Raw genomic sequence first — 20,156 nt, forward strand, 5'->3', positions numbered from 1 at the left:
CGTGCGCGAATGGGAATGGCGCGATACCGGCGTTGAAATCACCGCCGAGCGCATGCCTCCGACCGCAAACGCCTGGTCCCTGGCCTTGCCCACGGATCCGGGACAGGCGCACCGGCCGGAAGACCTGCCTTCCGCCCCGACCCTGATTGCCGCCTTCGAATTGCCCTATGATCCGGCGATCGGTTCGCCCGGCACGGCCCGGCCCCTCGCCGCCGTATCGTCCGGCCAGGCCAACTGGAACGGCGCGGCGCTCTATGCCGACCGAGGTGACGGATCCCTGCTGCCGCTCGGGCCGAGCGGGCGAAACCGCTGCGTCATGGGGCGTGTCACGAACCTGGTGCCCGCCGCATCGCCGCTTCTATTCGACCGGGGCTCGCAGATCATCGTGGAATTGGCCGACGATGGCATGCAACTGGCCTCGGCGACAGCCCGCCAGCTTGCCGAAGGCGCAAACGTGGCGCTTGTCGGCGAGGAGCTGATCCAGTTCGCACAAGCGACACTCCTCTCCGGCGGAACATGGCGTTTGACCGGATTGCTGCGCGGCCGCGGCGCGACCGAGAACGGAATTGCGACACACGCGGCAGCCGAAACGTTCGTCCTGGTCGACTCGCGCCTGACATCGCTGGATCCGGCCAAGCTTGGCAGCAACAGTGCGCGACGGATCGTGGCGATCGGCCTGGGCGATCCGCAAGGCGTGGGAACGGGCGTGGCCCTGTCCGGCCTCACCTTGCGCCCGCCCGCCCCCGTCCATGCCCGCACGCGTATCCTCGCCGATGGCACCCGGCGCCTCGAATGGACCAGGCGCGCGCGCGGACTGCATGACTGGCGCGACGGCGTCGACGTTCCGCTGATCGAGGAAACCGAGAGCTATATCGTCCGCTCCGGACCTCCCGGCTCCCCCCTTGCCCAATGGACGACCGGCCAGGCCTCGCTCGACATCCCGCCGCAGGTCCACGCCGCGCTCGCCGCCCGGGCCCCGGATCAACGATTCCATGTGGTGCAAAAGGGAACTTTCGCATTGTCCGATCGACTGGATCTCGGCCCCATAGCCTGACGCGCAGCGACCTGCAGCAACCTCCATCCGCCATCTCAGGAAGCCATGACATGACCGATCCCTTCGCCTTCGAGACCGTCACCGCGAAGTTTGCCTTGCCACTGCTCCACACCGGGCAAGCCGGCAAGGAAGCCTTCGTCAACGAAGCATTCTCCCGCACCGATGCCCTGCTCCATTGCGCGATCGAAGGCGAGCGCGACGAACCCGCGGAAGAAACGGCCGACGGTGATGTCTGGCTGGTGGGAGAAAACCCGACCGGCGAATGGACCGGCCACCCGGCAAGCCTCGCCTGTCGCCAGAACAGCGGCTGGCTGTTCCTTGAGCCCCGTGACGGGCTGCGGGTGTTTGACAAGGCCAGCAGCCAGGAGCGCCTTTTTTTCGGTATCTGGAGAAAAGCTTCGCAATTCGTGGAACCACTTGGCGGTACGACCGTTGACGTCCAAGCTCGGGCAGCCATCACTGAACTGATGGTTGCCCTGCAAGCCGTGGGTATCCTGCCTTCGGCGTGACAAGTGCCAATGCAACCGGGGTCAACAAGATGTCGTCGATTTCGAAGAACGGAGTCACAAGACGGCGCCAAGGCCCCGAAAACGCGACATTCTTGCAACACATGTCGTCATTGTGCGCTTGCACGCTGTTTATTGAGGGGGTAGACACTTACGGCACTCGGTGGCTCCAAATCTCTTAGTAGGGGAAACGTATGAGGAAACTCGTCATCGGACTGGCGCTGGCTTCGACAGCCATCGCCACGCCCGCGTTCGCACGCGACGACGCTTGGTATCTGGAACTCGACTTCGGCCCGATGATCGTCGAAGACGCCAGCGTCAAGGTCGACGGCGTCAAGGCTGACGATCAGCTTGATTTCAAGACCGGTTGGGATGGCGGCGCCACCATCGGTTACGACTTCGGTGGGTTCCGTCTTGAAACCGAAGCCAGCTATCGTCAGGCTGCGGTGAAGTATGTTGGCGGTCACGCCAGCAACCTGACCTTCATGGTCAACGGCCTGCTCGACTTCGGTCCCGACGACGGCCTTCAGGGCTTTGTCGGCGGTGGTGCCGGCGTTGGCCGTGTCGACGTCGACGCGATCGACGATTCGGACACCGGCTTCGCCTGGCAGGCAATCGCGGGCATTCGCGCGCCGATCTCCAGCCATGTCGATGTCGGCCTGAAGTACCGCTTCATGAACGTCGACAACGTCAAGCTGGTTGGTGACGACGGTTCGTCGTACAAGACCCGCTGGCGCTCGCACTCGCTGATGGGTACGCTGGCGTACAACTTCGGCGAACCGGCTGCTCCGCCGCCGCCGCCGCCGCCGCCGCCCCCGCCGCCTCCGCCGCCCCCGCCGCCCCCGCCGCCCCCGGCTGTGGTCTGCAACAAGGGCCCGTACATCGTGTTCTTCGACTGGGATAAGTCGGACATCACGCCTGAGGCTGCAACCATCCTTGACAGCGCGATCACCGCTTACGGCAACTGCAACAGCGTGCCGATCATGCTGGCCGGCCACACCGACCGTTCGGGTACGCCCAAGTACAACCTGGGTCTCTCGAGCCGTCGTAACGACTCGGTCCGCGCTTACCTGACCAGCCACGGCGTGCCTGACGGCGCGATCTCGAGCCAGGCCTTCGGTGAGACGCAGCCCCGCGTTCCGACCGCCGACGGCGTGCGCGAACTGCAGAACCGTCGCGTCGAAATCACCTACGGTCCGGGTTCGGGCATGTAAGTGTACCGGCAACGGTAAATGGATTGGGGGGCGGAGCGATCCGCCCCCCTTTTCTTTTGGCCATCGAACATTGCGATTGGCCCGATGGCAAAAACAAAGCCCCGCTCGATCGAGCGGGGCTTTGTTTTTGGAGTCGTAAGGAAGGCTTGGATCAGGCCGCGTAATGCGTGGTATCTTCCAATCCTGCATCGGCGAAACCCGCTCGCCGCAACCGGCAGCTATCGCACAGACCGCAAGCGCTCCCGTCCGGCTGAGGATCATAGCACGACCAGCTCATGCCTACGTCAAAGCCCAGGCGATAGGCTTCGCGCGCGATATCCGCCTTACCCATGAACTGCAGAGGCGCATGAATACGGAACTTGGTCCCCTCATCGCCTCCCTTGGTTGCCAGCGTCGCGATGTTCTCGAACGCGGAAATGAATTCGGGACGACAATCGGGATAGCCCGAATAGTCCAGCGCATTGACGCCGATGAAGATGTCGGAGGCACCAATCGCCTCAGCCCAGGCCAGCGTGAGCGACAGGAACACCAGATTGCGGGCCGGTACATAAGTCACCGGAATCCCGGGCTCCAGTCCGTCCTTGGGAACCGAAATGTCGTCGGTCAGCGCCGATCCGCCGAACTGGCGAAGATCGAGGGGCAACACCACATGGCGCTCCGCTTTCAGGACTTGCGCGATCTGGCGCGCAGCATCGATCTCGCGCCGGTGCCGCTGGTTATAGTCGATGGTCAAGGCATTGACCGAATAGCCCGCCTCACGGGCCAGTCCGCCGGATACCATCGAATCGAGACCGCCGGACAGAAGGACCACAGCCTTTCTGCCCTCAGTCGCTAGAGACGTGTCTTGCATGACCTCTGCGCTAGGCGCTCTCACCGGCGCTGACAACCTTCAACCGCGACAAGCGCCTGTCCGCCGGCCCTCGGCAGCAAAGGCAAAAGGCTGGCCACCGGCAATGCCTTGCCCGTCGATCTGCACCAATCCATTGGTTTCGCGTCGGACGTGGGTCCGCCCATATCCGCGCCCGGCACAGGTATACTGCACGGTGACTTCGTTCGGCCTGTCGTCTATCACCACAAGGCTGCATGCAGCCCCGGGATGGCGCAACTGGATGAGCTCTCGCCCGCCGTGCAGGCAAACCTTCCTGGGCTGGATGCCCTCCCCATGCTCACGCAGTTCCCACTGCCCCGGAGCCAATTGATCAAGCATCAGGAGCGGTCGCGGTTCAGCGACGGCAGCGACCGAACAGAGAGCAATTCCACACCCCGCCACAAGTAGTGCCCGTGCTGGATGCTTCATACGTTTTGACCTCTGAAAGAAGCAGGGCCGGCCTGCCCGGACCGGCCTCGATTTCGGTTTCGGTTTCGGTTTCGGTTTCGGTTTCAGGCCGGAATATGGAGGATCTTCGAGCAAAACGCGCAATCCACCGGTATCAGGCCAGTTTCATCCCGCATATCAATGCGTTCGCTTTCGGGAAAGCGGGACAGGATGTTCTGGTAATACGATACCGAGCAGCGGCATCCGCGCTGGAGTGGCTCCAGCGGTTCGACGCGAACCTCCTCTTCCTCATGGAAGAGCCGCCAGACCAGCTGCTCGAGATTCAGGACCGAATCAACCAGTTCCTCCGGACGGACACTTCCCGCCATGATCGAAACATGCTCCCAGTCGGGATGCTGTTCCTTGGCATGGAGACGCTCCTTGCCTTCCTCGCCGTCCGGCAAGTGCTGGACCAGCAACCCACCGGCAACGCAGTGTGCATCGCTGGAGCGCACGTTGACCCGGATGAGGGTCGGAACTTGCTCGGACATGGCGAAATAGCTTTCGCACGCATGCGCCAGCGAAGTCCCCTCAAGAGGAACAACCCCCTGATAACGCTCGTTCGACACCGCAAGGTCGAAGGTGATCGCCAGATACCCCTTGCCGAAGATCGCCTCGAGCGAACAATCCTCTTCAAGACGCGTGGCAAGATCGGGATCATGCCGCAGGTATCCCCGCAACTCCCCGTCTCGGTAATCGCAGACTAGGAGGTCGACCGCGCCTCCCTCGGCCTGAGCCTGGAAGGTCAGTTGCGCACCGTCTTCCTTCAGCAACGAGCCCATCAAGGCTGTCAGAACAAGTGCTTCCGCCAGGACGTGCTTGACCACCCTGGGATAGGTGTGAGCCGAAAGCACGGTCTCGAGTACCGGCCCCAGCCTGACGACACGGCCCCGCGCGTGACGCGCAGGCACCGTGAACGCCAGCACCCGGTCGAACCCGGTATCGTCGTCCCGCATCAGCACGTCATCCGTCACAGCTTGCCCAATGCCCAGAGTAGAACCGACTTCTGACCGTGAATCCGGTTTTCGGCCTCATCCCATACTACAGAAGCAGGCCCATCGATAACCTCGTTGGTCACTTCCTCTTCACGGTGGGCGGGAAGACAGTGCAGGAACTTGGCTCCCGGCGCAGCCTTTGCCATCAGTCCGGCATTGACCTGATAGGGTTGCATCGCCGCGATGTGCTTTTCGCCGCCCACCTGGCCCATGGAAACCCAGGTATCGGTGACGACGATCTGCGCACCTGCAGCCGCCTCCGCAGGATCCTGAGTGAGAATCACCTCACCGCCGGCAGCACGGGCACGGGCAACAAAGTCGGCGTCCGGTTCATAACCGGCAGGACCACCGATCCGGATGGTGAACTTCATCAGGCCCGCAGCCTCGATCAGCGAATTGGCGACGTTGTTACCATCGCCCAGCCACGCCAGTTGCAGACCCGGCAAGGCAAACCCCTGCTCCACGATCGTGAGCAGATCCGCGACGATCTGGCAGGGGTGCGAAAGGTCGGTCAGACCATTGATGACCGGCACCTCGGCGTAATGGGCAAGTTCCTCGATCTTGGCATGATCGTCGGTCCGGATCATGATTGCATCAACCATCCGGCTGAGCACGCGAGCGGTATCGGCGATCGTCTCGCCCCTGCCGATCTGAGTGCTGCCCGCCTCCATGATCAACGCGCTTCCGCCCAGTTGCCGCATGGCCATGTCGAAAGAAACACGCGTACGCGTGGAGTTCTTCTCGAAGATCATGGCCAGGGTATGGCCCGCCAGCGGCTGGTCCGCATCCGGCTGCGCCTTCGGCCAGGCCTTGCGCGCCGCCTTGCGGTCAATGGCGTCGGCGATCATGCTCGCGATCGCATCGCCGCCCGCATCGACCAGGTTGAGGAAATCCCGAGCCATCAGGCAACTCCTTCCGGTTGATAGCTGGCCGCCGCGGCCGAGAGCTTTTCCATGAATTCATCCATGTGGCTGTCGTCGATGACGAGCGGCGGCAGAACCCGGACGACATTGTCGCCAGCCGAAACCGTCAGCAGTTGATGATTGTCGCGCATATGCGCAACAAAGGCCCGCGGCTCGACCTTCATCTTGAGGCCGATGAACAGCCCCTTGCCACGCACCGAGTCGAACAGCTCGGGGTAATTGCCGATAAATTGCTCAAGGCGCGCCATCAGGCGCTCACCCTTGGCACGCACATCGGCAAGAAACTCTTCGTTGGCGACCGCGTCGAGCACAGCGCCGATCGCCGCCATGGCAAAGGGATTGCCGCCATACGTCGAACCATGCGTTCCCACGACCATGCCACGAGCCGCCTTTTCGGTGGCAAGGCAAGCGCCGACCGGGAACCCGCCGCCAATACCCTTTGCGGTCGCCACCACGTCGGGAACGATCCCATATTGCTCGTAGGCATAGAGCGTTCCCGCACGGCCCACGCCGCTCTGCACTTCGTCCAGCACAAGCATCAGGTCATGCTCATCGCAGAGCGCGCGCAGACCCTCGAGGAACGCCTGGGAAGCGATGCGAATGCCGCCTTCACCTTGAATCGGCTCGACCAGGAAGCCTGCCGTATTCGGGCCAATGGCTGCCTTTGCCGCCTCGAGGTCGTCGAACTCGACATACTTGAAACCGGGCAGCAGAGGCAGGAAGCCCTTGTGCATCTTTTCCTGGTTGGACGCGCTGATCGTGCCCATCGTCCGGCCATGAAAAGCGTTGCTGAACGTTATCAGCTCATACTTTTCGGTATTGCCGGCATGCTGATGATAGGCGCGCGCCGTCTTGATCGCGCATTCGACGGCTTCCGCACCCGAATTCGTGAAGAAAACCGTATCCGCAAAAGTCAGATCGACAAGCCGCTGCGCGATCGCCTCCCCTTGCGGGCTGCCGTACAGGTTGGAGACATGCATCAGGGTTTCCGCCTGCTTCTGGATCGCACCGACCAGACCGTCATGCGAATGCCCAAGCAGGTTGACCGCAATACCGCTGGCGAAATCGAGGAATCGGCGACCGTCTTCACTGATCAAGTGACAGTGCTCGCCGCGAACCGGCCGAACGCCGCACCGGGGGTACACGGGCATCAGTGGAGTGATCGACATGACGTTATTCCTCGAAACAAATCTGTGAAGCGAAAAACGGGGAATCTGAAAACGACAAATGGCGGCCCTGTCGGACCGCCATCTGCGCGCTTCTAGGCTTTTGCAGCCCCCCGGTCAAACGCCCGGGGGGAGTGCAGGCTTGATCAACCCTGGAGCGACGAAAGGTTGACCGCCGAGTACTTGCCTCGTCGATCGACCTCGATGTCGAACTCCACGCGATCGCCTTCGTTCAGGCCAGCAAGGCCCGAGCGTTCAACCGCGCTGATGTGAACAAACGCATCCGGCTGGCCATCGTCACGGGTGATGAAGCCGAAGCCCTTCATGGAGTTGAAGAACTTGACCGTACCGCTGGCCTTTTCGCCAGTCAGCTGACGCTGCGGCGCGGGCTCGCGCTTCTGGACGGGGATCACGTCGCCGACCACAACGAGGTCGCTGGCCGAGATCTTGCCGCCACGGTCGACAAGCTGGAATTCGAGTTGCTGGCCTTCAGCAAGACCTTCGAGGCCTGCCCGCTCGACCGCGCTGATATGCACGAACACATCTTCGCCGCCTTCATCGCGCTGAATGAAGCCGAAACCCTTGGCGCCGTTGAAGAACTTGACGACGCCCTTGCCCTGGCCGACGACCTGGGCCGGCATGCCGCCGCCGCGGGGACCGCCGAAGCCGCCACCGCCGCCGCCACGCGGGCCGCCGAAGCCGCCGCTGCGAGGAGCGCCGCCGCCGAAACCGCCACGGTCATCACCGCCGCCGAAACGGTCACCGCCGCCAAAGCGATCGCCACCGCCGAAACGGTCACCGCCACCGAAACGATCCTGCCCGGCAAAGAACGGGTCGAACTCGTCCTCTCCAAACCGATCTCGCTTGTCGCGTCCCCTTCCGCGACGACCTCTGTCAAAACCCATGTTTACGAACGTACCTTCGCTGCGCCCCAAAAAGTATTCACCCGGACACGTGGACGAGCCGTGCCGACCGTCAGACGAGCGGAAGAGACAAAGCTCTCCCGGTACCTGCAGCGGCGACTCATACACGACTCATCTGCCCATGGCGAATACAAATAAGCGGGATTTTCCGGCGATCTGACCGAAACACCGCTTTTCCATGGCTCGCGCGCGACCATGTTGCCTGAACTATGCGCTTGACGGCAGATAATTTCAGGCTCAACCGCTGCCGGACAACCGCACGATCGCGAGGAAAAGTCTGATGTTCCGCCAGGTCACCGAAACCGTCTTCGCCAGCCCGCAAATCACCGTGGAGGCCGTTGCCGAAGCCAAGGACCTGGGAATCGTTCGCATCATCAACAACCGCCCTGAGGGCGAAAGCGACGACCAGACGCCCGGCGCCGAAATCGAAGCAGCAGCGCGCGCCGCCGGGATCGACTATGTGGCCATTCCGGTGGGCCATGGCGGTTTCAGCCAGGCACAAGTCGACGCCATGAGCGCCGCTCTCGAAGGTCTGGACGGTCCGGTCCTGGCCTATTGCCGGTCGGGAACCCGCTCGACCCTGCTCTGGGCGCTCGCCCGCGCCAAGGCCGGTGACAATCCCGCCGTGATTGCATCGAAAGCCGCCGCCGCAGGCTACGACGTATCGCCGGTCCGTCAATTGATCGAAATGCTTTCGGCCGGCGGCTGAGACCTAGGCGGCGTGGACAAATTCCGCATCGCCACGGTTGCCCTGCAAGCGGCGCCAGCAAGGCGCGAAGCCGCAGGAAGAGCGGGCTTCTTTCAAGGCGGAGCAACGCTGCTGGCGCCGCTTGCAGGGCAACCCCTCCGGGGCTGGAGGCAAAAGCCGCCCCTTCGGCGTCGGCTCGGCTGGAAGTATCGACATACTCCTGCGCCTCACCTTCTGGAATTGACGGCTTTTGCCTCCAGCCGTGGCGATGCGGAATTTGTCCACGCCGCCTAGAGGGCGATATCGCCCTGCTCACCGGTCCTGACGCGCAGGACTTCGGCGAGTTCGAACACGAAGATCTTGCCATCACCGATCTCGTCGGTACTCGCGCCCTTGCCGATGATCTCGATAACGGTATCGGCAAAGGCATCCGAAACGGCAATTTCCAACTTGATCTTGGGCACCAGACTCGAAGCGTATTCTGCGCCGCGATAGATCTCGGTCTGCCCTTTCTGCCGACCAAAGCCGCTCACCTCGGAAACCGTCAGGCCCGACACTCCGGCACTGGCGAGCGCATCCTTCACTTCGGTGAACTTGAACGGCTTGATGATCGCGACGATGTATTTCACGCGTATCTCCCTGGCCGACTGGCTGATGCCGCGAGCATCCCACAAACACTCCTCCACGACAAAGAAAAATGGGCCGGAGCGGCTGGCTCCGGCCCTTTAAGTTTGTGTTCGCAGGAGGAACACTGGCAGGCGGCGACGGGAAGGAGGAGAGGAAAAATCCCGCCGCCGCCAAACTCGAGAACTTAGTTGTAGGCGCGCTCGCCGTGCTCACCGATGTCGAGGCCTTCCTGCTCGACTTCCGGTGCAACCCGCAGCCCGGTGACAGCCTTAGCGACATAGGCAGCGATCACGGTGCCGACTGCAGCCCAGACGATCGCGACCAGAACCGCGATGACCTGCGTGGCAACCTGGGCGCCCATCGAGAAATCAGCAGCGCCGGGGCCACCGAGGCTCGGAGCGTAGACGATACCGGTGCCCACGGCGCCGACCATGCCGCCAATGCCGTGCACGCCGAAGGCGTCGAGGGCATCGTCATAGCCAAGCGCGGGCTTGAGCTTGCTAACGGCGAAGAAGCAGATGATCGAAGCCACGGCGCCGAGCACGATCGCACCGAACGGGCCCGAATTACCTGCAGCCGGGGTCACCGCAACCAGACCGGCAACGATGCCCGAGCAGAAGCCCAGGGCCGAACCCTTGTGGCCGCTGAAGCGCTCTGCAAGCATCCAGAACAGGCCGGCCGAAGCAGTGGCGACAAACGTGTTGATCATGGCAAGGCCAGCCGAACCGTTGGCTTCCAGCGCCGAACCGGCGTTGAAACCGAACCAGCCCACCCAGAGCAGACCGGTGCCTACCATGGTCAGCGTCAGCGAGTGGGGCGGCATCGGCTCCGAGGGGTAACCCTTGCGCTTGCCGAGGATCATGGCGAGGACCAGCGCGGAAACGCCCGCGTTGATGTGGACGACAGTACCGCCGGCAAAGTCCAGCGCAGCAGGCAGATCGGTACCGAACATCTTGCCTGCGAACAGGAAGCCGCCGGCAGCCCAGACCATGTGGGCGATCGGGAAATACGTGATCGTCAGCCAGACCAGGCCGAATACCATGACCGCCGAGAACTTGATGCGCTCAACCGTCGAACCGAGCACCAGCGCGATGGTGATGGCGGCAAAGGTCATCTGGAAGCAGATGAACACATATTCGCTGATCACTTCGCTGGTGAAGGTTGCCGCCGTGCTGGCAGGCGTAACGCCGGCGAGGAAGAACTTGCCCCACGAAATGAAGGCATTGCCTTCAGGGCCGAAGGCCAGGCCGTAGCCGTAGATCACCCAGAGCAGCATGGCGAGACACGCCACGGCGCCAATCTGCGTCATCGTCGAGAGCATGTTCTTCGAGCGGGTCAGGCCGCCGTAGAACAGCGCAAGGCCAGGCAGGATCATGAGCAGGACCAGCAGGGTCGAGGTCATCATCCAGGCGTTGTTGCCGGGGTTGGGCACAGGGGTGGCTGCGGCCTGCGCAAAGGCAGGCATGGCGGCGAACAGCGACGCTCCCAGAGCGCCGGCGCCGCAAAGAAGTTTGCGGTTCATCGTGGAATCCCTTCTGTGGGAGGCGCCGGTCAAAGCGCGGTATCGCCGAATTCGCCGGTGCGAATGCGCACCGCGGATGCGAGATCGAGGACAAAGATCTTGCCATCGCCGATGGCTTCGGTGCTGGCGACCTGCTGGATCGTCTCGACGATCTTGGGCGCCAGATCGTCCGGCGCGGCGACCTCGATCTTCACCTTCGGGAGCATGTTGGTCGAATACTCGGCCCCACGATAGATTTCCGTCTGCCCCTTCTGACGGCCGAAGCCCTTCACCTCGGTCACGGTCATGCCGGCGACGCCAATTGCGCCCAAAGCTTCCCGAACTTCGTCGAGTTTGAAGGGCTTGATGATGGCTATGATGAACTTCATGCCTATCCCCTGCTTGCCACCGGTCCCAGCACCGGTCGTACCTACGTTAAGCAAGGGGTGTGCCAATTTACCAAAGGGCAAGATTCCGGCACATTTTTACCAGACGCTCGCACTTGCAGCACGAGTCATCGCCCGATTCCTGAGCAACTGCCTATTTTTTAGGCAGCTCGAGCGCGGCAAATACCGGCAGATGGTCAGATCCTATCGCCGATAACGGGCTATGATGGACCTTTGTTCCAAGAACCACCCATTGCTCGGACACTATGATGCGGTCAAGCAGCGCCAGTGGCCGTCTGGAGGGGAAACTCCGGCCAGGTGAAAGCACCTGCCAAGGCGCCTGAAACTCCCGGAAACAACCGCCGTGGGCCGACCATTCGTTGAAATCGCCCATCAAGACGGTGGGCATCGGCTGGCCACAGTCCTCGACGTGCGAGAGCACACTTCGCACCTGCAACCGGCGCCGCAGACCCGACAGATCGAGATGCATGCCCACGACCCGGAAGCGGGTTCCGCCCAGCGCGAGGTCCGCGCGAATGGCGCCCCGCGGCTCCAGCACCGGCAAGGGCACCTGCGCAGCATCCAGCAGTCCGATGCCCTTGCGCACCAGCAGGGCATTACCGTGCCAGCCCAGACTGTCGGGCTTCATCGACAATGGCACCGGCACATAATCGGTGGAGGTATGGATGGCATCGAGCGGCAAGGCGCTCATCCGGCGGCCGAAACGGCGGTCCGCTTCCTGCAGCGCAACGACATCCGCATCGATCTCGCGCAGGACCGAGAGAATCCGTTCGGGATCGCGCCGCCGGTCCAACCCCACGGCCTTGCGGATATTGTAGCTGGCGAAGGTGATCTGCACGGGGAACTTTCGCGAGGGCTTTGACGACCGGAACTTAGGCCGACCGCCGCGGCACTGCCAAGGCGGAGATAAGTTCAATCCGCAAGGCGTCCTCGCGGTTCCCGTCAGCGCTCCTTGGTGGCGCTGAAAGTCAGGTCGGGATTGCGCTCCTGCTGGTAGCTCACGTCCCAGGCCGAGCGAGCCATGAACACCGGGTCGCCATCCCGGTCGCGGGCGAGGTTCATCTTGTTGAATTCGCCGAAATCGCGCAGCGCCTTGTCATCGCCCTTGAGCCAGCGGGCCGTATCGAAGGGCGCAGGCTCCAGCACCGCCTCAACCTTGTATTCGGCTTCGAGGCGGCTGATCAGCACATCCAGCTGCAACTGACCGACAACCCCCACGACCCATTGCGAGCCGATCTCGGGATAGAAGACCTGGATGACACCTTCTTCCGAAAGGTCGTCCAGTGCCTTGCGCAGCTGCTTGGTCTTGGTCGGGTCCTTGAGCGCGACGCGGCGCAGGATTTCCGGGGCAAAGTTCGGCAAGCCGGTAAAACGAACCTGATTCTTCTCCGAAAGCGTATCGCCCACCCGCAAGGTGCCGTGATTGGGAATGCCGATGATATCGCCGGGCTCGGCGCTGTCGGCGATCTCGCGGTCCTGCGCGAAGAACAGGATCGGCGAATGGACCGCGATCGGCTTGCCGAGGCCCGAAGGCGTCAGCTTCATGCCGCGCTTGAAGGTGCCCGAAACCAGACGCATGAAGGCAATACGGTCGCGGTGCATCGGGTCCATGTTGGCCTGGACCTTGAAGATGAAGCCGGTGACTTCCTTGTTGTCCGGCTCGATCGTGCCCGCCTCCGAGGGCTGCGGGCGGGGCGGCGGGGCAAACCGGGCAATTGCATCGATCAGCTCGGCAACACCGAAGTTCTTGAGCGCCGAGCCGAAGTAGACCGGCGTCAGGTCACCGCCGCGATAGGCCTCGACGTCGAATTCCGGATACCCGGCCTGCGCCAGCTCCAGTTCCTCGGCCACCGCATCGGGGAGCGCGGCGTTTTCGTCGACATGGCCGAGAAATTCCTTGCTCGGCCCTTCCGGGCGGCTGATCCGTCCACTGGCGATGTCGAGAATGCCCTCGAACAGCCCGCCCATGCCGACCGGCCAGGACATCGGGCAGACATCCAGCGCCAGCATGTCGGCCACTTCGTCCATCAGGTCGAAGCAGGCACGGCCTTCGCGGTCGACCTTGTTGATGAAGGTGATGATGGGCACCGAACGCAAGCGGCAGACTTCGAACAGTTTGCGTGTCTGCGGCTCGATGCCCTTAGCCGCGTCGATGACCATGATCGCCGAATCGACCGCCGTCAGCGTGCGGTAGGTGTCTTCCGAGAAATCCTCGTGGCCCGGCGTGTCCAGCAGGTTGAAGGTGACCGTATTGCCATCGGCATCGGTCCGCTCGAAGGTCATGACCGAGCTGGTGACCGAGATGCCGCGCTGCTGCTCGATCTTCATCCAGTCCGAACGCGCACGCCGCGCCGCGCCGCGTGCCTTGACCTGACCTGCCAGGTGAATCGCGCCGCCCTGCAGCAGCAGCTTTTCGGTGAGCGTGGTCTTACCGGCGTCAGGGTGCGAAATGATGGCGAAAGTGCGGCGGGAATTGGTCATCGGCGCCCTTTACTGGGGACTGCCCCAGAAGGAAAGAGGATCGAGGGAACGCGCGGCGGCGCCCTCCCTCGCTCCATACCTCCCCTCCCGGAGCCTTATCCGGCGCGGGCAACCTGGAAACCGGCGAAGGACTGGCTGACCGGCATCAGTTCCAGCGTGTTGATGTTGAGATGCGGCGGCAGCATGGCCACCCACAGCACCGTCTGCGCAATGTCCTCACCCGTCATCGGATTGGCACCGCCATAGAGCGTGTCGGAGGCCTGCTGGTTGCCGCCAGTGCGCACCAGCGTGAATTCGGTCTCCACCATGCCCGGCTCGATCGAGGTGACGCGAACGCCCGTCCCGGCAAGGTCCGAACGCAGGCCCAGCGAGAACTGGTGCACGAAGGCCTTGGTGCCGCCGTAGACGTTGCCCCCGGTATAGGGGTAGGTCGCCGCCACCGACGAGAGATTAACGATCGCGCCCTTGCGCTCGATCAGCGCCGGCAGCAGCTTGTGGGTGAGCGAGACCAGCGCGGTGACATTGGTGTCGATCATCGTCTTCCAGCTATCGAGCGAAGCGCTCTGGGCCGGTTCCGTGCCGAGCGCGAGGCCGGCATTGTTGACGAGGCAGTCGATGCCGGCGAACTCCGCCGGGAGCGCCGCCAGCGCGGCATCGCGCCCCGCTTCATCGCGCACGTCGAAGACGGCGGCGTGGAACTTGTCCGCGCCGAGTTCGGCCTTCAGCGCGTCCAGACGCTCGGCCCGGCGGCCTGTGCCGATCACGCGCCAGCCTGCCGCCACGAACGCGCGGGCACAGGCTTCGCCGATACCGGAGGTGGCGCCGGTTACGAGTGCGGTCTTCATGGAGGTCTCCTTCAATCAGCGGTCAGGACGGTCACGTCCATGCGGAAGCGGCGGCTGGCGCCGGGGGCCAGCGAAAGCATGCCCGGCTTGGCGCGGAAGTCGCCGGAATAGCCCAGCGGATCGGCATGGCCTTGCCAGGGTTCGATGCAGAGGTAATTCGCGCCCGGCTTCTGCCAGATGCCCAGCATCGGCATGTCCGGGAAAGCCACCGCAAGCTGGCCGCCACCGGGCGCGCCGAACGTCAGCGCGCGGCTGGAAAGCCGGTCCCAGATCACCGCGTCCTCGACGAAATGCGCGGCATCGGGGCGGTAGAGGTGGCCTTCCACCAGTGTCGGCACCGGCTCTGGCAGGACGAGGCCGGTCGCCGGATCGATGCGGCGGACCGGCTGCGGTTCGGCCTGTTCGAAAGCGATCGTATGTTCCGCCTTGGGCGCGCCGCCGGGAAGCGGCCAGGCGAAGGCGGGGTGATAGCCAAGGCTGAACGGCATCGGCGTATCGCCGGGGTTGGAGACTTCCGCCGCCACATGCAGCGCCGCGCCGTCAATGCGAAACACCAGATCGAGCACGAAGGCGAAGGGATAGACCTTGCGGGTGCCCTCGCTGTCACGCAAGCGCAGGCGGACCGCGCCCTCTTCCTGCTCGACCACCTCAAAGGCCGAATGGCGGGCGAAACCGTGGCGGGGCAGCGTGTAGTCCTGCCCGTCCAACCGGTAGCGATCGCCATTGAGCCCGCCCACGATCGGGAACAGGATCGGCGCATGGCCGGTCCAGAAGGCCGGATCGGCGTCGGTCATGTATTCGCGGCCGGTCCGGTCGGTCAGCGACCAGAGTTCGGCCCCGAACGTGGCAATGCGTGCGGTAAGATCGCCGGAGGAGATGGTCACGAATTCCATGTCAGTCACCGGCGATCTTCCCTTTTTCCCGAGTAGCCTCTTCAGGCTCCCCTTCAACCGCGAAGCACGGCCCCGAGCTTGGCGGCGGCGGCGGTCACCTTGTCGCTGATCGCCTTGAGGTCTTCTTCCTTGTAGCTCTTCTCAAGCGGCTGGAGGGTGACTTCGAGCGCGAGCGACTTCTGGCCTTCGGGCACGCCCTGGCCGCGGAAGTCGTCGAAGAGGCGGGCCGAGACGATGTTCACCTTGTCCGCGCCCGCCACCATGCGGACGAGGTCGCCCGCCGGAAGCTCGGCCGGAACCAGGAACGCATAGTCGCGCGTCACCGCCTGCAGCGCCGGCGGGGCGTAGCGGGTACGGGCGAACGTCGCAGCCCCCTTCTTGCCGGGGACGGCGTCGAGATAGATCTCGGCAATGGCCACCGGGCCTTCGATGTCGAACTGCTTGGCAACCGTGGGGTGCAGCATGCCGAAGCGCGCCAGCACGTTCTTGGGCCCAAGGCGCAGCGTGGCCGACTGGCCGGGGTGGAACTGCGAACCAGCCTCGCCCATGACCTGCAGCTTCTCAACCGGAGCGCCGGCTTCAGCCAGCAGCGCGGTGACTTCGGCCTTGGCGTCATAGGCATCGAACATCGCCGCCTTGCCGCTCGCCCAGCCGCGCGCGACCTTCTCGCCGGCCAGCACGAAGCCCAGCGCCAGGCGCTCGTCGCTCGCACCGCCCTCGCCGCGCAGATAGCGGCGGCCCAGTTCGAACAGGCGCAGCGAGGAAGCGCCGCGATCGAGGTTGCGCTTGGCCGCCATCAGCAGGCCCGGCAGCAGCGACGGCCGCATGACCTTCATGTCCTCGCTGATCGGGTTGGCGAGCGTCCACAGCGCGCCGTTACCTTCCGCGAAGGCATCGGCTTCAGCCGAGGGCAGGAACGACCAGGTAACCGCTTCATGCAGACCGCGCGCGGCCGCGGCGCGGCGGACGCGGCGCTCAAGCGCCTGCGTCGGCGTCGCGGTCGGACGGGCGACGCCATCGACGCGCGGCAGGGCGACGCTGATGACCTTGTCGAGACCGTGGATGCGGACGACTTCCTCGACGATGTCGGGGGCGCCGTCGACGTCCGGGCGCCAGCCGGGAACGGTGACGGCCCAGGCCTTGTCGAACCCGGCTTCCTGCGCGACGACGGCGAAGCCGAGGCTTTCCAGAATACGCTGCTGTTCGGCCGGCTCGATCGCGACGCCGCCCAGTTTCTCGGTCAGCGCCGGATCGAAGTGGACGATCTTGGGCGTGGCCGGGGCCGCACCGCTGCGCACCGCCTGCGAAGCCTCACCACCACACAGCGTCTGGATCAGCTTGGTCAGATGGTCGAGGCCGGTATCGAGGAAGTTCGGATCGATGCCGCGCTCGAAACGGCTACGCGCGTCCGAGGTGAGGTTGAGCTTGCGGCCGGTCCGGGCGATGCGCTCGGGATCGAAGTATGCGATTTCGAGGAGGACATCGGTGGTTTCGTCGCCGCAGCCCGAATGCTCGCCGCCCATGATCCCGGCGATGTCGTGCACGCCCGAATCGTCGGCGATCACGGTCATCTCGGCGTCGAGCGTGTAGGTCTTCTCGTTCAGCGCGACGACCGTCTCGCCGTCCTTGGCGCGGCGCGCAATGACGGCGCCGTTCAGCTTGGCAAGGTCATAGGCATGAGCCGGGCGACCATAGGCCAGCATGATGTAGTTGGTGGCATCGACCAGCGCCGAGATCGGCCGCTGGCCTGCCGCCTTCAGGCGATCCTGCAGCCACTGCGGCGAAGGACCGTTCTTCACGCCCTTGATGACGCGGCCGTAGAACGCCGGGCAACCCTCGACGTCGTCGGTACGCACCTCCACCGGGCAGGAGAAGCTGCCGGCAATGTCCAGCACCTCGATCGGCTTCAGCGTGCCGAGGCCGGCGGCGGCGAGATCACGCGCGATACCGTAGACGCCCATGCAGTCCGGACGGTTCGGGGTGATCGCAACTTCGATCACCGGATCGGCGCCGTGATAGTCCGCGAAAGGCGTGCCGACCGGCGCGTCTTCGGGCAGTTCGATGATGCCGTCGTGATCTTCGCCCAGTTCCAGCTCGCGCGTGGAGCACATCATGCCGTTCGATTCGACGCCGCGCACGGCAGCCACCTTCAGCACCATGCCATTGGCAGGCACGGTCGCACCGGCAAGGCCCAGCACGCCGACAAGGCCCGCACGCGCATTCGGCGCGCCGCAGACGACCTGCAGCACGCCCTCACCGGTATCTACGGTGAGAACCTGCAGCTTGTCCGCCTGCGGATGCTTGTCCGCGGTCAGCACCTTGGCCACGCGGAAACCGGCCAGCTTGGCGGCGGGATCCTCGATGCCTTCGACCTCAAGGCCGATGGCGTTGAGCTTCAGGGCAATATCCTCAAGCGAGGCGTCGGTCTCAAGATACTGCTTGAGCCAGGAAAGCGAGAACTTCATTTTTTACAATCCTTCCCGCGCTCAAGCCGGAGTGCCAACGCCGCCCGATAGGGTCGGCACGTCGAGGGCGGAGAAACCGTAGTGGGAGAGCCAGCGCACATCGCCGTCGAAGAAAGCGCGCAGGTCGTCCATGCCGTACTTCAGCATGGCCAGGCGATCGATGCCGATGCCGAAGGCAAAGCCCTGCCATTCATCGGGATCGAGCCCGGCGAATTCGATGACGCGGCGGTTGACCATGCCCGAGCCGAGCACTTCCATCCAGCCGCCCTCGCCTTTCGACGGATCGCCGCCGATCACGCGCTTGCCGTCGATCAGGGTGAAGCCGATGTCCGCTTCCACCGAAGGCTCGGTGAAGGGGAAGTAGCTGGGGCGCAGGCGCAGGACGATGTCCTCACGCTCGAAGAACGCCTTCAGGAAGGTCTCCAGCGTCCACTTGAGGTGGCCGAGATGGACGTCCTTGTCGATCACCAGACCTTCGACCTGGTGGAACATCGGGGTGTGGGTGGCGTCGCTGTCCGAACGGTAGACGCGGCCCGGCGCGATGATGCGCAGCGGCGCGCCTTGCGCCAGCATGGTGCGCATCTGCACCGGGGAGGTGTGCGTACGCAGCAGCATCTCGCGGTTCTTGGCGTCGCGGTCCGGAAAATAGAACGTGTCATGCATCGCGCGCGCCGGGTGGCTTTCCGGCATGTTGAGCGCGGTGAAGTTGTGCCAGTCGTCCTCGATCTCCGGCCCGGTGGCGACCGAGAAGCCGAGGTCGGCGAAGATCTCGGCAATCTCGTCCATCACTTGCGAGATCGGGTGAACGGTGCCGCGCGGCGCTTCGGGCGCGGGCAGCGAGAGATCGATGGTCTCGGAGGCAAGACGGGCGTTCAGCGCTGCCGTCTCCAGCGCGTCCCTGCGGGCGCCGAGCGCATCGCTCACGCTCTCGCGCAGACCATGGATCTTGGGGCCTTCGACCTTCCGCTCTTCGGGATCGAGCTTGCCCAGCGTCTTGAGCAGGCCGGAGATCGAACCCTGCTTGCCCAGAAACTCGACACGCAGTGCCTCCAGCGTATCAAGATCGGATGCTTCCGCGATCCGCGAGAGCGCCTCCTGGCCGGTTGCTGCGTAGTCCACTGGTGTCTGCCTGACTGTTGCTGATATCTGGAAGCGCGGTCCTTAGGGGGAGCGCGCGAGAATCGCAACGGCGAGAGCGCGCCTCCCCCGAAGAGGCCGCATGGCTGCCCCCCGATCAGCCCGCCCGGAACCGCCGCCCCATGCCCGTCCGGCCGAGCCGGACCCGCTCGCGCATCAGCGTTTCCGTCAAGGGCTTGTCGAGCGCGGCATACTCGCGCGGAGTCATCCCCATGAAGGCCTTGAAATCGCGTACGAACTGAGCCTGATCGTGGTAGGCCTCGTCCATCGCCCCGATCCACTTCAGCGCCGGCGCCTCGGTGAACTGCTCGACACTGCGCAGGAAACGCTGGCGCCGCAGCAGCAGCTTGGGCGAAAAGCCGAAGGCGGCGCGGCACACCCGCTCGACCATGCGCGGATGCGCGCCGACGGCCGCGGCAAGATCAACCGCAGTGCGCAATTCGGGATCGAGCACGGCCTCGCCGATCGCGGCGATCAGTGCCTCATGCGGCACGTCCCGCAGGTCCAGCCCGGCCAGGAACGCGATCAGGCAATCAAGATGGGCCCCTGGCGAGACGCCCGGATCCGCCAGCAGATCGTGCAGCGGCATGAACCGTGCGAAGACCGGGTCGTGATCCCCATCGATCAGCCTGTCGGCATACAGATAGGCGGGGGCGTCGACCAGGGCCGCCCAGCCCAGCGGGCTGACGCGAAAGCCCCATTGCCGCGCCGCCCCCATAGAGAACCGCACTTCCTGCGTGCGCGGCCCGCTCACCGTGAAGCAACTGCCGTCGATCCGGCTGCCGGACCGCGTGGTGGCCCGCACGGGCGCTCCGTAATGGAACCGGAAGGTCGCCCAGTCCGGGCACAGGACGTCATGCAGGCGTTCGTCGGCACCGAGATCGACGTCGCAGTAGAACAAGGCCGTGACGTAGCGCTCGAGCCCCGGGGGCACCGGGCAATATTGGATGATGACCCGCCTGGCTGTCATTCCCTGGTTCTTGCCGTTGTCCTGTTTCTTGCCACTGTAATGTCGA

Annotated in this window: 19 protein-coding genes; 4 read left to right on the forward strand and 15 right to left on the reverse strand. The window is 64.1% G+C overall.

The window, feature by feature from the left end:
* Position 1: 1 nt before the first annotated feature.
* The 3 genes from OKA11_RS14535 to OKA11_RS14545 all read left to right on the forward strand — a co-directional run bounded on the left by OKA11_RS14535 (position 2) and on the right by OKA11_RS14545 (position 2,774).
* A complete protein-coding gene (locus tag OKA11_RS14535; protein ID WP_267221537.1) occupies positions 2-1,054 on the forward strand; it encodes a GTA baseplate fiber-binding domain-containing protein in 1,053 nt (350 codons plus the stop codon).
* Between the two features lie 50 nt (positions 1,055-1,104).
* A complete protein-coding gene (locus OKA11_RS14540) occupies positions 1,105-1,563 on the forward strand; it encodes a DUF2793 domain-containing protein (RefSeq protein ID WP_267221539.1) in 459 nt (152 codons plus the stop codon).
* Positions 1,564-1,754: 191 nt separating this feature from the next.
* Positions 1,755-2,774 carry an OmpA family protein gene (locus OKA11_RS14545; RefSeq protein ID WP_267221541.1) on the forward strand — a complete coding sequence of 340 codons (1,020 nt, stop codon included), beginning with the start codon at positions 1,755-1,757 and terminating at the stop codon, positions 2,772-2,774.
* Between the two features lie 151 nt (positions 2,775-2,925).
* Here OKA11_RS14545 and queC read toward each other — a convergent pair whose 3' ends face one another.
* From queC to OKA11_RS24635, 5 genes are all read right to left on the reverse strand, one after another.
* A complete protein-coding gene (gene queC / locus OKA11_RS14550) occupies positions 2,926-3,624 on the reverse strand; it encodes a 7-cyano-7-deazaguanine synthase QueC (protein WP_267221543.1) in 699 nt (232 codons plus the stop codon).
* A 530-nt stretch (positions 3,625-4,154) separates the two neighbouring features.
* A complete protein-coding gene (gene hslO / locus OKA11_RS14555; protein ID WP_267221545.1) occupies positions 4,155-5,045 on the reverse strand; it encodes an Hsp33 family molecular chaperone HslO in 891 nt (296 codons plus the stop codon).
* A 14-nt stretch (positions 5,046-5,059) separates the two neighbouring features.
* A complete protein-coding gene (gene argF / locus OKA11_RS14560) occupies positions 5,060-5,986 on the reverse strand; it encodes an ornithine carbamoyltransferase (protein WP_267221547.1) in 927 nt (308 codons plus the stop codon).
* Positions 5,986-7,176, reverse strand: a complete 1,191-nt coding sequence (locus OKA11_RS14565) for an aspartate aminotransferase family protein (protein WP_267221549.1) — start codon at positions 7,174-7,176, stop codon at positions 5,986-5,988. The genes argF and OKA11_RS14565 overlap by 1 nt, the downstream gene beginning before the upstream one ends.
* A gap of 143 nt (positions 7,177-7,319) precedes the next feature.
* On the reverse strand, positions 7,320-8,078 hold the full coding sequence (locus tag OKA11_RS24635; RefSeq protein WP_142636851.1) for a cold-shock protein: 759 nt from the start codon (positions 8,076-8,078) through the stop codon (positions 7,320-7,322).
* Between the two features lie 298 nt (positions 8,079-8,376).
* On the opposite strand from OKA11_RS24635, the gene OKA11_RS14580 reads away from it, so the two are divergent.
* On the forward strand, positions 8,377-8,805 hold the full coding sequence (locus OKA11_RS14580) for a TIGR01244 family sulfur transferase (protein ID WP_267221551.1): 429 nt from the start codon (positions 8,377-8,379) through the stop codon (positions 8,803-8,805).
* A 269-nt stretch (positions 8,806-9,074) separates the two neighbouring features.
* On the opposite strand, the gene OKA11_RS14585 is transcribed toward OKA11_RS14580, so the two are convergent.
* The 10 genes from OKA11_RS14585 to OKA11_RS14630 form a co-directional block, all read right to left on the reverse strand.
* Complete coding sequence (locus OKA11_RS14585) at positions 9,075-9,413, reverse strand: P-II family nitrogen regulator (RefSeq protein WP_142636847.1); 339 nt, start codon at positions 9,411-9,413, stop codon at positions 9,075-9,077.
* A gap of 182 nt (positions 9,414-9,595) precedes the next feature.
* Positions 9,596-10,933 (reverse strand): ammonium transporter, encoded by a 1,338-nt coding sequence (locus OKA11_RS14590; protein WP_267221554.1) that lies wholly within the window; start codon positions 10,931-10,933, stop codon positions 9,596-9,598.
* Positions 10,934-10,962: 29 nt separating this feature from the next.
* Complete coding sequence (locus tag OKA11_RS14595; protein ID WP_267221556.1) at positions 10,963-11,301, reverse strand: P-II family nitrogen regulator; 339 nt, start codon at positions 11,299-11,301, stop codon at positions 10,963-10,965.
* A gap of 151 nt (positions 11,302-11,452) precedes the next feature.
* The gene (locus OKA11_RS14600; protein ID WP_267221559.1) at positions 11,453-12,157 is read right to left on the reverse strand and encodes an endonuclease/exonuclease/phosphatase family protein; all 705 of its coding nucleotides are present in this window, start codon (positions 12,155-12,157) and stop codon (positions 11,453-11,455) included.
* Between the two features lie 104 nt (positions 12,158-12,261).
* Entirely contained in the window at positions 12,262-13,800 is a 1,539-nt protein-coding gene (locus OKA11_RS14605) for a peptide chain release factor 3 (protein WP_267221561.1), read from the reverse strand.
* A 95-nt stretch (positions 13,801-13,895) separates the two neighbouring features.
* Entirely contained in the window at positions 13,896-14,645 is a 750-nt protein-coding gene (locus tag OKA11_RS14610; protein WP_267221563.1) for an SDR family NAD(P)-dependent oxidoreductase, read from the reverse strand.
* Positions 14,646-14,656: 11 nt separating this feature from the next.
* A complete protein-coding gene (locus OKA11_RS14615; protein WP_379489359.1) occupies positions 14,657-15,538 on the reverse strand; it encodes an aldose 1-epimerase family protein in 882 nt (293 codons plus the stop codon).
* 53 nt (positions 15,539-15,591) lie between these two features.
* Positions 15,592-18,003 (reverse strand): phenylalanine--tRNA ligase subunit beta, encoded by a 2,412-nt coding sequence (pheT, locus tag OKA11_RS14620; protein ID WP_267221567.1) that lies wholly within the window; start codon positions 18,001-18,003, stop codon positions 15,592-15,594.
* A 21-nt stretch (positions 18,004-18,024) separates the two neighbouring features.
* Complete coding sequence (pheS, locus tag OKA11_RS14625) at positions 18,025-19,122, reverse strand: phenylalanine--tRNA ligase subunit alpha (RefSeq protein WP_267221569.1); 1,098 nt, start codon at positions 19,120-19,122, stop codon at positions 18,025-18,027.
* A 115-nt stretch (positions 19,123-19,237) separates the two neighbouring features.
* Positions 19,238-20,110, reverse strand: coding sequence for a helix-turn-helix domain-containing protein (locus OKA11_RS14630; RefSeq protein WP_267221571.1), 873 nt, complete (start codon positions 20,108-20,110; stop codon positions 19,238-19,240).
* Between the last annotated feature and the right edge of the window lie 46 nt (positions 20,111-20,156).

Source organism: Novosphingobium clariflavum (genome assembly GCF_026420865.1).
GTDB lineage: Bacteria > Pseudomonadota > Alphaproteobacteria > Sphingomonadales > Sphingomonadaceae > Novosphingobium > Novosphingobium clariflavum.

Bases quoted from the DNA above. Each gene is read 5' to 3' on its own strand.
- OKA11_RS14540 (WP_267221539.1), top strand. From the start codon at position 1,105: ATGACCGATCCCTTCGCCTTCGAGACCGTCACCGCGAAGTTTGCCTTG.
- OKA11_RS14545 (WP_267221541.1), top strand. From the start codon at position 1,755: ATGAGGAAACTCGTCATCGGACTGGCGCTGGCTTCGACAGCCATCGCC.
- queC (WP_267221543.1), bottom strand. From the start codon at position 3,624: ATGCAAGACACGTCTCTAGCGACTGAGGGCAGAAAGGCTGTGGTCCTT.
- hslO (WP_267221545.1), bottom strand. From the start codon at position 5,045: ATGCGGGACGACGATACCGGGTTCGACCGGGTGCTGGCGTTCACGGTG.
- argF (WP_267221547.1), bottom strand. From the start codon at position 5,986: ATGGCTCGGGATTTCCTCAACCTGGTCGATGCGGGCGGCGATGCGATC.
- OKA11_RS14565 (WP_267221549.1), bottom strand. From the start codon at position 7,176: ATGTCGATCACTCCACTGATGCCCGTGTACCCCCGGTGCGGCGTTCGG.
- OKA11_RS24635 (WP_142636851.1), bottom strand. From the start codon at position 8,078: ATGGGTTTTGACAGAGGTCGTCGCGGAAGGGGACGCGACAAGCGAGAT.
- OKA11_RS14580 (WP_267221551.1), top strand. From the start codon at position 8,377: ATGTTCCGCCAGGTCACCGAAACCGTCTTCGCCAGCCCGCAAATCACC.
- OKA11_RS14590 (WP_267221554.1), bottom strand. From the start codon at position 10,933: ATGAACCGCAAACTTCTTTGCGGCGCCGGCGCTCTGGGAGCGTCGCTG.
- OKA11_RS14595 (WP_267221556.1), bottom strand. From the start codon at position 11,301: ATGAAGTTCATCATAGCCATCATCAAGCCCTTCAAACTCGACGAAGTT.
- OKA11_RS14605 (WP_267221561.1), bottom strand. From the start codon at position 13,800: ATGACCAATTCCCGCCGCACTTTCGCCATCATTTCGCACCCTGACGCC.
- OKA11_RS14610 (WP_267221563.1), bottom strand. From the start codon at position 14,645: ATGAAGACCGCACTCGTAACCGGCGCCACCTCCGGTATCGGCGAAGCC.
- OKA11_RS14615 (WP_379489359.1), bottom strand. From the start codon at position 15,538: ATGGAATTCGTGACCATCTCCTCCGGCGATCTTACCGCACGCATTGCC.
- pheT (WP_267221567.1), bottom strand. From the start codon at position 18,003: ATGAAGTTCTCGCTTTCCTGGCTCAAGCAGTATCTTGAGACCGACGCC.
- OKA11_RS14630 (WP_267221571.1), bottom strand. From the start codon at position 20,110: ATGACAGCCAGGCGGGTCATCATCCAATATTGCCCGGTGCCCCCGGGG.